The following is a 15,074-nucleotide window of genomic DNA, read 5'->3' as shown; positions in this document are numbered from 1 at the left end:
GCGGAAGAAGGCGGATGTCATCAGCCCCGCAGCCCTCCGGCGAAGCCGTTGATGATGCTGCGCTGGAGCAGGAAGTACACGAGCAGGATCGGCAGGATGCTGATCACCAGAGCGGCGAAGATCAGGTTCCAGTCGGTGACGTACTGACCGACGAAGCCGGCGATCGCGACCGGCATCGTCTGCTGGGCGCTGCCGCTCAGATACAGCAGCGGCGTGAAGAAGTCGTTCCACACGAAGACCGCGTTGAGCACGAGAGCCGTCACGGTCACCGGCTTGAGCATCGGCAGGACCACGTACCGGAAGCCCTGCAGAGGAGTGCAGCCGTCGATCAGTGCGGCGTCCTCGAAGTCGCGGGGCAGGGCGCGCAGGAAACCGACGTAGAGGAAGACGGTGAAGGGGACTTGGAGCCCGGAGTAGAACAGGACCAGCGCCCACGGGGTGCCGAGCAGGCCCAGGTCGCGCATCGTCTGGTACAGCGGCAGGGACGCCAACTGGAAGGGCAGCACCAGGCCGAGGAGCACGAGGAGGTAAGTGCCCCTGGACCAGCGGGCGGTGACGCGGGCCAGCGGGTACGCCGCCAGCGACGAGACCGTCAGGACGATGGCGACGCTGCACACGGTCACCAGCACGCTGTTGGCCAACGCGCCGCCCAGCGCGCCCTGTTGCCAGGCGTAGCTGAAGTTGTCGAGGGTCGGCGAGCTGGTCGGGCTGATGGGTGAGGAGGTGTCCGAGGACGGCCGTATCGCGAGGTTGATCAGAACGTACACCGGGAATCCGATCGCCAACGCGACGGCGACCATGACCAGTTCGAGCCCGAGGGTGCGAGGACGGTAGCGGTTCATGACGCGGCCCTCTCGTTGCGGGACAGCACGAAGTACTGCCCGGTCGACGCGACGGCCACGATGATCGTGAGAACCACCGCGAGAGCGATGCTGTAGCCGAACTCGCTGAGCGCGAAGGCGTCCTTGTAGATGAGCGTGGACAGGGTGTCGGTGGCGTGGCCGGGGCCGCCGCCGGTCAACGCGTAGACCTGGTCGAAGAGTTTGATGCCGCCGATGATCGACAGCATGAGGTTGATGGTGAAGGCGGGCGCGAGGAGGGGGCGGGTGACGGACCAGAACCGGCGTACCGGGCCCGCGCCGTCGATCGCGGCCGCTTCCAGGATCTCGTGCGGCACCGACTGGAGTCCGGCCAGGAAGATGACCATGGAGTAGCCCGCGTACTGCCACACGATCACCCCGATCACCGCCCACAGGGCCAGGTCCGGGCTGCCCAGCCAGTCCTGTTTCCAGGAGTCGAGGCCGACGGCGCCGAACAGGCTGTTGATCGCCCCGTCCGTGCCGAGCAGGTTGCGCCACAGGTAGGCCGTCACGATCGGGGTGACCACCGCCGGCGCGAAGAGGAACACCCTCAGCAGGTTGCGGGACTTGATGGCCGAATTGACGCCAAGGGCCAGCAGGAGGCCCAGGGCGTTCTGGAAGATCGTGATGGACACGGCGATCAGCAGGGTGTGCCAGATGGCCTGCACCGCGTCCTCGTCGTGGAGCATGTCGGTGAAGTTGCCGAAGCCCACCAGGTTGTAGTGCGGGTCCAGTCCGTCCCAGTCGGTGAACGCGTAGTACACGCCACGGACGCTCGGCACGAGCACCACGAAGGCGAACAGGAGGAGCGCCGGCACCATGAACCACCAGGGGGCACTGGTGCGGGCTCGGTAGGTGACGGTGGCGGGGGCTGGGTCCGGGCTGTGATCGCGGTTCGGGAGTTGCTCGTCGGGGGCGAGAGTCACGGGCGAACCTGCTTCCCTGAAACGATTCAAAGAGGCGCCGGTGCGAGACCGGAACGGCCTGTCCGAGGGGACTTGCCGGGTTCTCGTGCGGTCGAACGTCAGCGACACCAGGACACACGACCCGGCGTCCGTAGGCAATGATTCCCGCAGGGTGGTGCGACCCTAGAGAGCCCTCCGCATGACGTCAAGATGGCGTACACGCTGCGGAATTGTTACGTCGATCTCCGTTTGCGGGCCCGGGAGTTCGGACCCTCGGCACGGACTCCTCGTGACGGAAAAGAGGCTCCAGCGTGCCCGACATGACCTCACCCCACTCCCACGGCGAAGCGCTCCTCGACATCGACGGCGTCGACTTGTGTGCCGAGACCTTCGGAGATCCCGCGGACCCGGCGATCGTGCTGGTCGCCGGGGCGGCCGCGTCCATGCTGTGGTGGGACGCCGAGCTGTGCGGGCGGATCGCCTCACGTGGCCGGTTCGTGGTGCGGTACGACCATCGGGACACGGGGCGATCGACCTGTTACCCGCCGGGGCGGCCGCCGTACTCGTACACCGACCTGGCCCTGGACGTGCTCGGCATCCAGGACGCGCTGGGCATCGAGCGGGCGCATCTGGTCTGCCAGTCGATGTTCGGCGGGATCGGGCTCGTCCTCGGGGTGGACCATCCCGATCGGGTCGCGTCGCTGACCTTCGTCTCGACCTCGACGGGGGCCGACGATCTGCCGCCGCCGTCGGATGATCTGGCCATGCCGGACGAGCCGGAGTCCTCCTCCGACGTGGTGGCGGTCGTCGCCTATGTGGTCGCCGGGGCGAGGGCGTACGCCGGTGGCTCGCCGTTCTTCGACGAGGTCGCCGTCCGGGCGCTGGTCGCGCGTGACGTGGCGCGGGCCAGGAGCTACGCGTCCACCCTGGTCAACCACTACGCCGTCGACTACATCGGCCCGGAGCGGGGCGGCTTCGGGGACATCGCGGTGCCGACGCTCGTGGTGCACGGCGACCGTGATCCGTTGTTCCCGCCGGCGCACGGCGAGGCGCTGCGCGACGCGGTTCCCGGTGCGGAGCTGCTGGTTCTGAAGGGGGCCGGACATGATCTGCCGAGGGGGGTGTGGGACGACTTCGTGGGGGCTCTGGTGCGGCATACAGGGGGCTCGTGAACCGGCTGCGGTCGGCGTGGCGTCGTAGGACGACTCGAACAGCGTGATCTGGGAACCGGTACAGGAGCCCTGACGTACGCGAGGAGTCCGGACGGCTCCCCCACCGGAGGAGAGGCCACCGATGGCGCGTGAACCCGGTTCACAGCAGGCTGTCCCGAACAGGCCGGAGATGCGTCCCGACGACGACGGGGTCGCCCGACGCCGGCCGCTGCGGGAGCAGCACGTCGAGGAGACCGTCGAGATCGCGGTGCCGGTGCGTACGGCGTACAACCAGTGGACGCAGTTCAAGACCTTCCCCCGGTTCTCGGCCGTCGTACGCGGCGTCGAGCAGCTCAGGCCCACCGTGCTCGCCTGGACCCTCGGCTACGGGCCGGTGCGCCGCCGGTTCGCGGTCGAGATCGTGGAGCAGGATCCGGACGCCTATCTGGCCTGGCGCGGGCTGGAGCAGCGCCCCTCCCATCAGGGCGAGGTGGAGTTCCGGCCGACGGAGTCGGGGGGTACGGCGGTGACCGTACGGATGCTCCTGGAGCCGCGCGGAGCCGCCAAGGCGCTCACCGGTTCCTCCGGGGCCGCGCGGGTGATCGCCCGCCTGGTCCGCCGCGAGCTGGAGAGCTTCAGGGCGTTCATCGAGGGGCTGGGGCAGGAGGGCGGGGCCTGGCGCGGCACCATCCGCAACGGCCGCGTCCAGCACGACCACCCGGAGCCGCCGAGGAGCCGTGTGGCCCAGTGGCCGGTCGGCTGACCGTCGTACAGAAGGACCCGTCGACTGACCGACGTGGCGAAGAGACGGCAAGAGAGAGGCGTACCGATGCACCACCAGTCCGGTGAGGAGCCGGAGAGCACCCTCTCCGTGACGCAGCCGAAGAAGTGGGCGGCGGGGGTTCCCGCGGTCGTGCACGCGCTGGAGTACTCCCTGGAGCAGACCTCCCCGCGCAGGACCGGCGTGGACCTGCTGGCCATGAACCAGGTGGGCGGGATCGACTGCCCGGGCTGCGCCTGGGCGGACCCGGCGCCGGGGCACCGGCATCGCAACGAGTACTGCGAGAACGGCGCCAAGCACATCAACGACGAGGCCACGAAGCGCCGGATCACCGCCGACTTCTTCCGTGAGCACAGCGTCTCCGAGCTCGCCGGGCGCTCCGACATGTGGCTCAACCAGCAGGGGCGGCTCACCGAGCCGATGATCAAGCGGCCGGGGAACGACCGCTACGAGCCGATCGGCTGGAACGACGCCCTGGGCGTACTCGCCGAGCAGCTCACCTCGCTCGGCTCCCCCGACGAGGCCGTCTTCTACACCTCGGGGCGGGCGAGCAACGAGGCCGCCTTCGTGCTCCAGCTGTTCGCCCGCGCCTTCGGCACGAACAACCTGCCGGACTGCTCCAACATGTGCCACGAGTCCAGCGGATTCGCCCTGAGCGAGACGCTCGGCACCGGCAAGGGCACCGTCAGCCTCGACGACCTCCACCACGCCGACCTGATCTTCCTGGTGGGGCAGAACCCCGGCTCCAACCATCCGCGCCAGCTCTCCGCCCTGGAGGAGGCCAAGCGGAACGGCGCGCGGATCGTGGCGGTCAACCCGCTGCCGGAGGCGGGGCTACGGCGTTTCAAGAACCCGCAGAAGCCGCGCGGGGTCGTCGGACGCGGTACCCAGATCGCCGACCGCTTCCTGCACATCAAACCCGGCGGCGACCTCTGTCTCTTCCAGGCCCTCAACTCCCTTCTCCTGGAGGCCGAGGACGCCCGGCCGGGCACCGTCCTGGACCACGACTTCATCGACGCCCACACCTCCGGCTTCGAGGAGTTCGCCCGGCACGCCCGCGACCTCGACTGGGACGATGTACGCACGGCGACCGGGCTGACCCGCGAGGAGATCGAGCAGGTCCGCGACGAGGTCCTGCGCAGTGAACGCGTCGTCGTGTGCTGGGCGATGGGCATCACCCAGCACAAGCACGGCGTGCCCACCATCCGGGAGATCGTCAACTTCCTGATGCTGCGCGGCAATCTGGGGCGGGCCGGCACCGGCGCCTGCCCGGTGCGCGGGCACAGCAACGTGCAGGGCGACCGCACCATGGGCATCTGGGAGCAGATGCCGGACACGTTCCTCGACGCGCTCCAGGAGGAGTTCGGCTTCGATCCGCCGCGCCCGCACGGACTCGACTCGGTGAACACGATCAAGGCGATGCGCGAGGGCCGCGTCAAGGTGTTCCTCGCGCTGGCCGGCAACTTCGTACGGGCCGCTCCCGACAGCGAGGTCACCGAGGAGGCCATGCGGTCATGCCGGCTGACCGCCCACATCTCCACCAAGCTGAACCGGTCGCACACCGTCTGCGGCGAGACGGCGCTCATCCTGCCGACCCTCGGCCGCACCGAACGGGACGTGCAGGCCGACGGCGAGCAGTTCGTCACGGTGGAGAACTCCATGAGCGAGGTCCACACCTCGCAGGGACGCCTCGAACCGGCCTCTCCCCTGCTGCTCAGCGAGGTCGCGATCCTGTGCCGGCTCGCGCGCCGCACCCTCGACGGCAAACCGGACATCCCCTGGGGCGAGTTCGAGGGCGACTACGGCACGATCCGCGAGCGCATCTCCCACATCGTGCCGGGTTTCCACGACTTCAACGCGCGGGTGTCGCGGCCGGGCGGCTTCCAGCTGCCCAACCCGGTCAACGAGGGCGTGTTCAACACCTCTACCGGCAAAGCCCAGTTCACCCGCAACGAGCGGGTCGTCCCCCAAGCACCGGAAGGACACCTGCTGTTGCAGACCCTGCGCTCGCACGACCAGTGGAACACCGTCCCCTACACGCTCGACGACCGCTACCGCGGCATCCACGGCAGCCGTCACGTCGTACTCGTCAACCCGGCCGACATCTCTCAACTGGGCCTGGAGCAGGGCGATCACGTCGACCTGGTGAGCGTGTGGGACGACGGCACCGAGCGCCGGGCCGAGGACTTCGAGGTCGTCCCCTACCCGGCCGCGCCGGGCTCCGCCGCCGCCTACTATCCCGAGACCAACGTCCTGGTACCGCTGGACAGCGTCGCCGACATCAGCAACCAGCCCGCGTCGAAGGGGCTCGTCGTACGCCTTGAGCCCCACCCGCACGCGAAGCGCTGAGCGACCCGTTTCACCGCGGCGCCCGCCGTCTGTCGGCATGACCGGAGCGGCGCGGAGAACTCATCGCATGCCTGGCATATGCCAGCAGTACCACCCCCCTGATGAACGGCGCTCCACTACGGCAACGGACGTACGGCTCGTCGCCCTGAGGGCTCGCCTGCCTCGGCCAGAGCGCCCGACGGCGACTGGGACCGTCGTACGACATACGGATGACCGGCCCTGAACGCGGGGGACCACAGAAGACAGCTGTGGTCCCTCTCGTCACACCCCGACCACGGGCACCACCCAAGGACGGCTTCCGCGTCGGGCGCCCGCAAGAAAGTTCAACCGAACACACATCCGCCGCCGGGACACCCGCATAACGTGCCATGACCCGAACCGCCTCCGCCCCCACCTTCTTGCGGTCCGCCCTGTCCGGACCCAGCCGCGCTAGGAGTTTTGGGATGTCCTACGACCGCTCGGAGTTATCCCTTCCGCACCGGCAGAACGGGACCCGTCAGCGCTCCTGGTCCAGCTACCACCGCGCCCTGCGCATCCTGCGCCGCGCCTGCCGCTGGCAGCGCCGCGTGGCCACCTTCGCGGCCCTCGGCTACTTCGCCGCCTTCCTCACCCTCACCGTCAAGGCCCCCGCCTTCATGGCCCGCCCCGCCCCCGGCGGCATCCCCACCGGCCTGCTCCTCGCCGTCGTCCAGGTCCCCGTCACCTGGCTGGCCGTCCTCCTGTTCGAGTACACGGCGCGGCGGTACGTCGATCCGCTGGCCCACCGGGTCAGCCGGTACGCGCGCCCGGCCGACGGCGACGGACGGGCCCGGGCATGACGGGTCTCGGCGGGTCGGCGCAGACCTGGTCCCTCGTCGCCTTCTCCAGCGTCGTCACCCTCACGCTCCTGCTGTGCGTCCTGACCGGCCCCGACCGCGACGACCTGGAGGAGTTCTACACCGGCTACCGTTCGCTGTCCCCGCTGCGCAACGGCCTTGCCGTCGCGGGGGATTACATCTCCGCCGCGACCGTCCTCACCATCGGCGGGGTCATCGCCCTGTGCGGCTACGACGGGGTCGTGCTCGCCCTGAGCACGCTGCTGTCGCTGCTCCTGCTGATGTTCCTGCTCGCCGAACCCCTGCACAACACCGGCCGGTTCACCATGGGCGACGCGCTGAGCCGGCGCGTGCCCGGGCGGGCCGTACGCATCACCGCGTGCGTGGTGACCCTGCTGTCGCTGATTCCGATGATGATCGTCCAACTGGCGGGCGTGGGACAGCTGTTGGCGTTCATCCTCGGCTTCTCCGACAGCGCGATGAAGACCGGCTGCATCGTCGGCGCCGGCATCCTGATGATCAGTTACGCGGCCCTCGGCGGGATGAAGGGGACCGCGCTGATCCAGATCATCAAGACGGTGATGCTCCTCGGATCCGGGCTCGTGGTCGCCGTGCTCGTCCTCGCCACGTTCGGCTGGCATCCCGGCACGATGGTCGACACCGCCGCTCAACGCAGCGGCACGGGCCAGGCGTTCCTCCAGTACGGCCTCCAGTTCGCGGACGGACCGCACCCCGGCCTCGACATGATCAGCACCCAGGTCGCCATCGTGCTCGGCGGCGCCTGTCTGCCGCACGTCACCATGCGGATGTACACCGCGGGCAACGCCCGTCAGGTACGGCGCACGATGTCCTGGGCGGTGTCCTCGGTCGCCCTGTTCATGCTGGTGATCACCGTCATCGGCCTCGGCGCCACGGCACTGGTCGGCCGCGAGCGGATCACCGCCGCCGACCCGCACGGCAGCACCGCCTATCTGCTGGGCGCGCGGGCCGTGTTCGGCCCGGACGTGTCCCGCGCCGAGGGTCTGGTGTTCAGCAGCGTCACCACGGCGATCTTCCTGACCCTCCTGGCGTCCGTCGCCGGGATGACGCTCGCCTGCGCCAACTCCCTGGCCCACGACGTCGTCGCCTCCCGGCACCGTGGCATGACCGCGCTGCGGGAGATGACCCTGGCGCGGGCCTCCGCGCTGGTCGTCGGTGTGCCCGTGGTGCTGCTGGCCGCCCTCGCCCAGCACCGCAGTCTCCAGCCGCTGGCCACCCTGTCCTTCTGCATGGGTGCCTCCGCGATCGCGCCCGCGCTGGTCTACTCGCTGTTCTGGCGGCGCTTCGGCAAGGCCGGGCTGCTGGGCACCCTGATCGGCGGCTCGCTCGCCACCCTGGTCCTGATGTCGGGTACCCGGCTGGTCTCCGGATCACCGATGGCGGCCTTTCCCGAGGCCGACCTGAACTGGTTCCCGTTCACGACGACCGCCCTGGTCTCCGTGCCGGTGGGCTTCGCCTGCGGCTGGCTCGGCACGTTCCTGAGCGGTCGCCGCAGCGCCCGCCGTGCGCGCGAACGGTACGCCTGCATCGAGCAGTTGATCCTGGCGGGGCCGCCACAGCGCCGTCCGAGCTGGAGCCCGGACGGGCCGTGACGCCGTGGTCAGGCGCAGGTCAGGCGCAGGTCAGTGTCGGTGTCCCCCAGTCCCCGTGGTCGTTGCCGTTGCCGTCGCCCGCGTCGCCGACCTTGAGGTCGACCACCTGGGCGCCTGTGACATCGACGTCGATCGGTACGGCGGCCTGCTTGCCGCGGACCGTCGGCGTGGTCACCAGGGTCTTGCCGTCGGCGATCACGGAGAAGGTCACCGTGCCCGCGCCGTTCGTCTCGTCGTCGACGCCCACCTGCGCCGTGAGCCGCGAGCACTTTCCGGCGAGGTAGAGCTGGACGTCGCTGACCGAGTTGGTGCCGAGGCCCTTGGCGTATCCGACGCCGGCGATGGTGATCGTACGACCGTCCCCAGCCGCCTGTTCGCCGACGCTGCTGTCGCGCTCCACTGGTCCCCATCCGTTGGTGGAGGACAGGAAGGGCAGGTCGCTCACGGCGCTCTCCCCCGCCGGTGGAGCCGGGGGGATCCCGCCGATGATCCGCTCGTCGGTGCCGGTGGCCTGCCGCCCGCCCTGCACGTAGTCCACCGAGGTGGTGAGCGCCGACGCCGAGGGCAGGTCCCCGGTCGGTGGCTGGACCTTCCAGGTGAAGGTGGCCGATCCGCCCGGCTTCAGCCCCTTGCGGGACAGCGGGCTCGTCGCGCTCACGCTCCACCCGTCCGGTGCGGGCAGCGAGGCCGTCAGCCGGGACACGGACGGGCGGTCCTTCGGCACCCGCACGGTCGTCGTGGCGGTGAAGCCCTCCCCCGGCTGGGCGGTGTCGGGCACGTCGAGGGTGACGTCCGCTCCCGGCCGCTTGGGCATGGCGTACTTCCGGGCGTCGTAGCGCGGGCTGTCGTTCTGTGCGACGCGCAGGGACGAGGCGTAGCTGCCGTAGTTCGTGAGCGAGACCTTGCCGAGACCGCCGGTGCTGCCGTCCAGGTTCCACACCGCGATGGCGATGCTGTTGCGGCCGTTGGGGTTCAGGATGCCGTTGGGGACCGGGAACGTGTGCTGCGGGCCGAGGTAGTTGACGTAGGTGCCGACCTGCCAGCCGTTCACGAAGATCGTGGCCCGGTACTTGCGGGACGGGTCGTCGGTGAACGTCAGGCCGAGTGAAGTGTCCTGCCCGTGCGGCAAGTTGAGGCTGACGTCGGTGCGGTACCAGGAGACTCCGGGGCGGGTGTCGGTCGTCGGCAGGGAGACCCGGTCCCACTTGGCGTCCGGGTAGCCCGGCAAGGACCAGCCCGCCCGCTCGCCGTACAGACCGCCGGTCGAGAGCGGGCCGCGCACGGTGTCCTGGAGGTCCTCGCCGCCGCGTACGCCCTGGAGGCGCCAGGTGACGGAGGTCAGCGGGGCTCCGACGAGGGAGGCGCTGGTCAGACCGCGCGCGGTCGTGTTGCCGTTGGTCGAGTTGTAGTCCTCCTCGTGGCCCATGTTCACGGTGAGCACGGACAGGACGTTGTCGCCGGTCGACTTGACCGAGCCGTCCGGGAAGGTGAAGTCGCCGCTGCCCGTGGTGGAGCTGCCCAGGAAGGTGCCGTTCAGCCAGACCGAGAAGGCCTGCGCGCCGCCGCCGGAGTCGGAGACCAGGTGGATGCCGGTCTCCTTGCCGGTGGCGTGGAAGCGGCCGCGGTACCAGGTGTTGCCCGTGTGGAAGCCGTAGTCGTCGGCGTAGAGCACGGGCAGTTTGTTGATGCCGGAGACGCTATTGGTCGTCGTCTTGTCGGCGACCTGCCAGCTGGTGTCGTCGAAGGTGGGGGCCGACTCGGGGGACTCCTCTTCGTGCTTCCAGTTGGTCAGCGTGGGCAAATCGATCGCTGCGGCCGTGGGAATCGTCCCGGTGAAGCTTCGGGTGGCCTGGGTGTTCACCGGTCGGCCGTTCCAGGTGACGCGGTTCGCGGAGGTGAAGACCTCGATGTTCTTGTCGTCGGCATTGTCGCCGGTGAGGGCGACGGTACGGCCGCCGTCGCGGCTGGTCGCGGTCCGCAGCAGGTGGGTGCCACGCACCAGCACCGGGCCGGTCGCGGTGTCCTGGCGCCAGAAGGTCTTCGCCGTGTCCTTGTCGCCCACGAGCAGGAGCAGCGGGCGTTGACCGTCGGCGCTGACGGTGACGCGGATCAGGCCCTTGTGGGTGTAGTTCAGTCGCAGGTCGCCGGTTTCCGGGTCCCAAGTCGTATCGACCGTGCCGCCGGTGGCGGTCACCGTGGGCTTCGATACGTAGCGCAGGACCGTCTCGCCATCGCTGTCGGCGTCGCCATAGAGGACCGCCACGTCCCGGTCGCCGATGGTCGCGTCGGTCATGATCTCCGAGGTGGAGTACTGCAACTGGGCTTCGCCGAGCCGGTAGTTGGCGACGATGACGTGGGAGTCGCGGCCGTCGAGGGTGATCGCGGTGCCGGGCTGCTGCGGTACGACCGGGTAGGTCGGCTCCTCGGCTGCGGTACCGGTCGGCACGTCGATGGCGTCGATCGCCACGTAGTTGTCCGTGGAGCCCGAGCTGTGGGTACCGGTGACGACGATCTTCAGCGTGTGCGACCCGGAAGCCAGGCCGGTCTTCTGGAAGACCACCGCCTGGTTCTCGCTGCCGGAGTCGTCGACCGTGGCGACCTTGGTGCCGTCGAGGTACACGTCGGCGTTGCCGTGGTTGTTGGTCTTGGAGCCGATCCAGCGGATCGCGGTGCCGTCGAAGGGGACGGTGAGGGAGTCGCCGGCCTTGTTGGAGAAGGACTCGGTGTGCTTGTAATCGCCGCCGGTGTAGCTCGTGTTGGCGACGTGCGACCACGAACCGGCGTACTGGAGCGCGGAGTCGGGATCGTCATAGGTGTAGGTGGTGTCCCCGGCCGGCTGGGCGTTGAAGTCCAGCGCGATGTGCGTCCTGTCGACCGCCGTGGACGTGGAGTTGCCGTGCCGCAGCACGTGGAACTGCGTCTTGGTGTCGGGGTTCATCCGGGCGGTGTCGACGACCGCGGAGTCGTCCGGTGGCGTGGCCCTGATCGCGTCGGTCTTCGTCAGCGGGGCGACCGCCTGGGTGAAGTACCCGATCAGCTTGTCCTCGTCGTACTTCGGGTCGAGCCGGCGGGTCTCGCGGATCGCGGCTCCGTAGTCGTACGACGTGTAGTTCTGGGGCATGCTCAGCCAGCCCCAGTTGGTGCCGCCGTAGATCATGTAGAAGCTCTGCGCGGTGGCGCCGACGGCGATGTTCTGCTTGTAGAAGACGTTGGCGAACTGGTCGTTGATCAGCTGGGCGCACTTGTCGTAGCCGGGCCCGCCCCAGGGGTCGAAGGCGCCGCCCTGGAACTCCGGGGAGTACAGGGGCTTTCCGGCCGGGTGGTCGTAGCTGATGTCGGGGACGCCGTTCCACTTCGTGGGGTTGGAGCAGTCGAAGCCCTGGGGGTAGGAGTCCGGGCCGTCCACGTCGAGGGCGGCGTCACCCGAGTTGAAGGTGCCGTTGTTGTTACCGGTCAGCGGCACGGTGATGCCGTCGGCGCGGGCCTTGTCCTCCAGGTGCTTCATGTAGGAGCGGCCGGCCGCGGAGCCGTTGTAGTACTCGTTCTCGACCTGGTAGGCGATCACCGAGCCGGTGCCGTTGGTGAGTTGGTGCCGGGCGATGATCCGGTCGATCCGGGTCAGCCACTCGTCGGCGTACTGGAGGAAGCGCGGGTCGTCGCTGCGGTTGTTCTCGGCCTTGGTGGTCAGCCAGCCGGGCAGGCCGCCGCCGTCGACCTCGGCGTTGATGTAGGGCGCGGGGCGGGCGATGACGTAGAGCCCGGCCTCCTCGGCCATGTCGAGGAGCTTGTCGACGTCGCGGACGCCGGTGAAGTCGTACACGCCCGGCTTGGGCGAGTGGTAGCCCCAGTCGAAGTACAGGGAGGTGGAGTTGAAGCCGGCGGCCTTCATCTTCTGGAAGATGTCCCGCCACAGGTCGGGGCTGGGGAGCCGGAAGTAGTGGAACTCCCCGGCCCAGAGGTAGGTGCGCCTGCCGTCGACGAGGAACGAGTACCCGTCGAGCGTCACCGTGTGCGGTTGTGTCGCGGCGGCGGGTGCGGCCCCGCTCGTCTCCCGCGCCACCGCCGGCGCGGTCAAGCCCGTGACCAGGGCGATGGTCGCGGCCATCGCGAGGACCGCCCGCCACCACCCACGGCGACGGGGTCTCGCAGTCTCCGAATCGATCCGATTACCTCGCACTGCGGCCTCCCTGCCGACTGAGCCATCAGCATCAAACAGACTCAGGCAAAGCCGAACAGTAGGGGCGCACAAGGCTGGACACAATCACGGGGCGGGAAAACATGATTGATGCGGCCGGGACGGTTGAAGTCCCGGGCCCCGGCCGCGTCTCGGTTCAGCGGCGGCGGCCCCGGAGCCTGCCGAGCAGCTGACGGGCCTGGGCCCGGCGGCGCGGGTCGGCCGAGGCGCGGCGCACCTGCTCCACGGCGCGTCGGCCCTGGGGGCTACGGCTGAACCGCTTGATCTTTTCCAGCATGCCCGGCATGGCGTCCTCCCGAGACGGTCGACGGCAACTCCGTTGCGACAAGGGCTTCTTACGGACGCGGATACCCCCGACCCGCCGACCCACCCCTGCGCCTCGCGGTCCAGCAGGTGGGACGCCGTTGTCCCCATGTTCGTCGGCCTTGGCCCAGTGGCACGACGGCGTCGGACGGCTCCCACGCTCACGTCTCTCCGGCTCCCGCTCCCGCGAGCTCCCGAAGAGTCGAGCGCAGCAGTTTCGCGAAGTGCGGGACCGTGGTGCGAGCGGTCGGGGTGTCCGGGTGGTCGATCCTCAGGTAGGTGCGCTCCCACGTCCGGTTCAGCCAGAGGTGCAAGCCCTGCGCGCGTCCCTCGCCGGTGAGGAAGCCGACGTTCGAGGACGCGAAGTCCCGCGCGGCGGGGGCATGGCGCAGATCCAGGTAGGACACCAACGGCGGGGTCTGGGTGGTGCCGAGGTGGGCGATGTGGTGATCCGGAAGGAGCTCGGCCAGCCGCATCGGGGTGAGAGCCCGGAGTTCACCGGCCCGGGCAAGGGCTTCTCCCGCTCCCTCCAGTACCCGCTCGAACGTTTCTCCGGTCGCCGGGAGTTCCACCGGCACCGTGTTGATGAACCAGCCGTGCGCGCGTTCCCATCGGGGTTCGTCTCTGGTGTGGACGGTGACCAGCGCACGGTAGGTCTCCTGGCCGCTCAGGCGATGACCGGTCACGGCCAGCGCGGCGAGCATCCCCGCCGAGAAGCCCACACCGGCGGTCTTGCACGCGCGCCCGAACGCATCGGCCTCGGCGGGCTCGAAGACGTCGAGACCGATGGCGGTGGTGCGATACATGCGGCCGGGTTCGACGCCGAGTTCCACGGGACCGAGGGGCAGCCCTGCCCGCAGAAAGTCCGCCCACCGTGCCACCTCGGGCGACCCGGCATCCAACCTGGCGCTGCGTTCGCGGTCCAGACGGCAGAAGTCGACGTACGAGCCGACCTCGGGAAGCCGCGCTCCCCTTCCCTCGTAACACGCCGTCAGTTCACTGAACGCAGCCTGCAGGGACAGCCCGTCGGTGTGCGCGTGGTCGATGGCGAGGATCACCGTGCTGCTCATGTCGCGCACCACGGCGCAGGCCAGCAACGGAGGCCAGCGGGTGGGATCGGTGGCGGGCACGAGACGGACCTGCAGGAAGTCCCGTACGGCCTGCCCCGAGAGGTCTCCCCGGGACTCGGGGACGAAGCCGACCGAGTCCGGTGCGACGGCATGGCGCTCGAAGCCGTCACCTCGGGCGGCGAACCAGGTGAGCAGGGTGGTGTGCCGGCGTACCCATTCGGCGAGGGCGGTCGCCATGGCCGTCGCGTCCAGTCGGCCGGGCAGGTCGAAGTGAACGCCCAGCCACGGGGCCTGCGGGTTGCCCGCCCTGTCGTTCGCGAGGCGCCGGCGGACGTGGTTTTCCTGCAGGTGGCTGAGCGGCGCCGGATGCACGGCAGCTTTCGCCGCGATATCCGAGGACGACTCGGTCACCCGGAACTCGATTAATTCGCCCGGCTGCGGATCGTACTCGGCAAGCGAGGTCATCTCCATGGGGCGGCATCGTTCCCCGCGAGCGCGAACGAAAAACACAGGAAAGACTGGGTCAATTTTCCGTGGAGAACCGGAGCAGTCACGCGCGTACGCCTTGACTTTCACCGCACCCCGTAAACCGGGGTTGATTTTGGTCAACATGAACGACCGGCACACGAGACGGTCCACACAGGATTTCCCCAGCACCACCCGCCGACATCCACCCGACCAGCACGAACAGGTGGGCGAGATTTCGAACAAGCGCAGGAGTGACGTTTCTTCACCGATCGGCGACTTTTTTCAAGCCAAGAGGAACCGGCGCGCAAATCCGCGTACTTGAAAGTTTTTCTATCTGCTCAGTACCTTCGGCGGCCGACTCAACGCCCGGACCGGCGGCGAACTATTGCGTGGGCGGGAACATGGAATTCGAAAGTTTCGACGTGTGTGTCATCGGGAGCGGTGCGAGCGGCTCCGTGGCGGCGCAGGAGACGGCCTCCGCGGCCGCCGCGTCACGGCGTATCCCGCGCTGGAGCCCGACATGCAGGCGGCGGGGGCGGCGTTCCA

Annotated in this window: 10 protein-coding genes and 1 pseudogene; 6 read left to right on the top strand and 5 right to left on the bottom strand. The window is 69.1% G+C overall.

The window, feature by feature from the left end; translation table 11 throughout:
* Positions 1-20: 20 nt before the first annotated feature.
* Both ABZ896_RS25600 and ABZ896_RS25595 read right to left on the bottom strand, forming a co-directional pair.
* Positions 21-842, bottom strand: coding sequence for a carbohydrate ABC transporter permease (locus ABZ896_RS25600; protein ID WP_360933492.1), 822 nt, complete (start codon positions 840-842; stop codon positions 21-23).
* Positions 839-1,786, bottom strand: coding sequence for a sugar ABC transporter permease (locus ABZ896_RS25595; protein ID WP_360933490.1), 948 nt, complete (start codon positions 1,784-1,786; stop codon positions 839-841). Before ABZ896_RS25595 ends, ABZ896_RS25600 begins: the two co-directional genes overlap by 4 nt.
* 299 nt (positions 1,787-2,085) lie before the next feature.
* On the opposite strand from ABZ896_RS25595, the gene ABZ896_RS25590 reads away from it, so the two are divergent.
* From ABZ896_RS25590 to ABZ896_RS25570, 5 genes are all read left to right on the top strand, one after another.
* Positions 2,086-2,937, top strand: a complete 852-nt coding sequence (locus ABZ896_RS25590) for an alpha/beta fold hydrolase (RefSeq protein ID WP_360933487.1) — start codon at positions 2,086-2,088, stop codon at positions 2,935-2,937.
* 121 nt (positions 2,938-3,058) lie between these two features.
* Positions 3,059-3,679 (top strand): SRPBCC family protein, encoded by a 621-nt coding sequence (locus ABZ896_RS25585; RefSeq protein WP_360933484.1) that lies wholly within the window; start codon positions 3,059-3,061, stop codon positions 3,677-3,679.
* Between the two features lie 66 nt (positions 3,680-3,745).
* Complete coding sequence (locus ABZ896_RS25580; protein ID WP_360933481.1) at positions 3,746-6,046, top strand: FdhF/YdeP family oxidoreductase; 2,301 nt, start codon at positions 3,746-3,748, stop codon at positions 6,044-6,046.
* A gap of 443 nt (positions 6,047-6,489) precedes the next feature.
* Positions 6,490-6,864 (top strand): DUF485 domain-containing protein, encoded by a 375-nt coding sequence (locus ABZ896_RS25575; RefSeq protein ID WP_360933478.1) that lies wholly within the window; start codon positions 6,490-6,492, stop codon positions 6,862-6,864.
* Positions 6,861-8,492 (top strand): cation acetate symporter, encoded by a 1,632-nt coding sequence (locus tag ABZ896_RS25570; protein ID WP_360933475.1) that lies wholly within the window; start codon positions 6,861-6,863, stop codon positions 8,490-8,492. Before ABZ896_RS25575 ends, ABZ896_RS25570 begins: the two co-directional genes overlap by 4 nt.
* 19 nt (positions 8,493-8,511) lie before the next feature.
* On the opposite strand, the gene ABZ896_RS25565 is transcribed toward ABZ896_RS25570, so the two are convergent.
* The 3 genes from ABZ896_RS25565 to ABZ896_RS25555 form a co-directional block, all read right to left on the bottom strand.
* The gene (locus ABZ896_RS25565; RefSeq protein WP_360933472.1) at positions 8,512-12,669 is read right to left on the bottom strand and encodes a beta-galactosidase; all 4,158 of its coding nucleotides are present in this window, start codon (positions 12,667-12,669) and stop codon (positions 8,512-8,514) included.
* A gap of 154 nt (positions 12,670-12,823) precedes the next feature.
* The gene (locus ABZ896_RS25560; RefSeq protein ID WP_360933469.1) at positions 12,824-12,973 is read right to left on the bottom strand and encodes a hypothetical protein; all 150 of its coding nucleotides are present in this window, start codon (positions 12,971-12,973) and stop codon (positions 12,824-12,826) included.
* A gap of 178 nt (positions 12,974-13,151) precedes the next feature.
* Positions 13,152-14,531, bottom strand: a complete 1,380-nt coding sequence (locus ABZ896_RS25555; RefSeq protein ID WP_360933466.1) for a condensation domain-containing protein — start codon at positions 14,529-14,531, stop codon at positions 13,152-13,154.
* Between the two features lie 460 nt (positions 14,532-14,991).
* Here ABZ896_RS25555 and ABZ896_RS25550 point away from each other — a divergent pair.
* A pseudogene (locus ABZ896_RS25550) lies at positions 14,992-15,074 on the top strand (peptidase); the annotation flags it as partial.

It is taken from the genome of Streptomyces sp. NPDC047072 (genome assembly GCF_040643855.1).
GTDB lineage: Bacteria > Actinomycetota > Actinomycetes > Streptomycetales > Streptomycetaceae > Streptomyces.
Note: the sequence above shows the minus strand (reverse complement) of the source record. Positions and strands in the feature narration are given on the sequence as shown.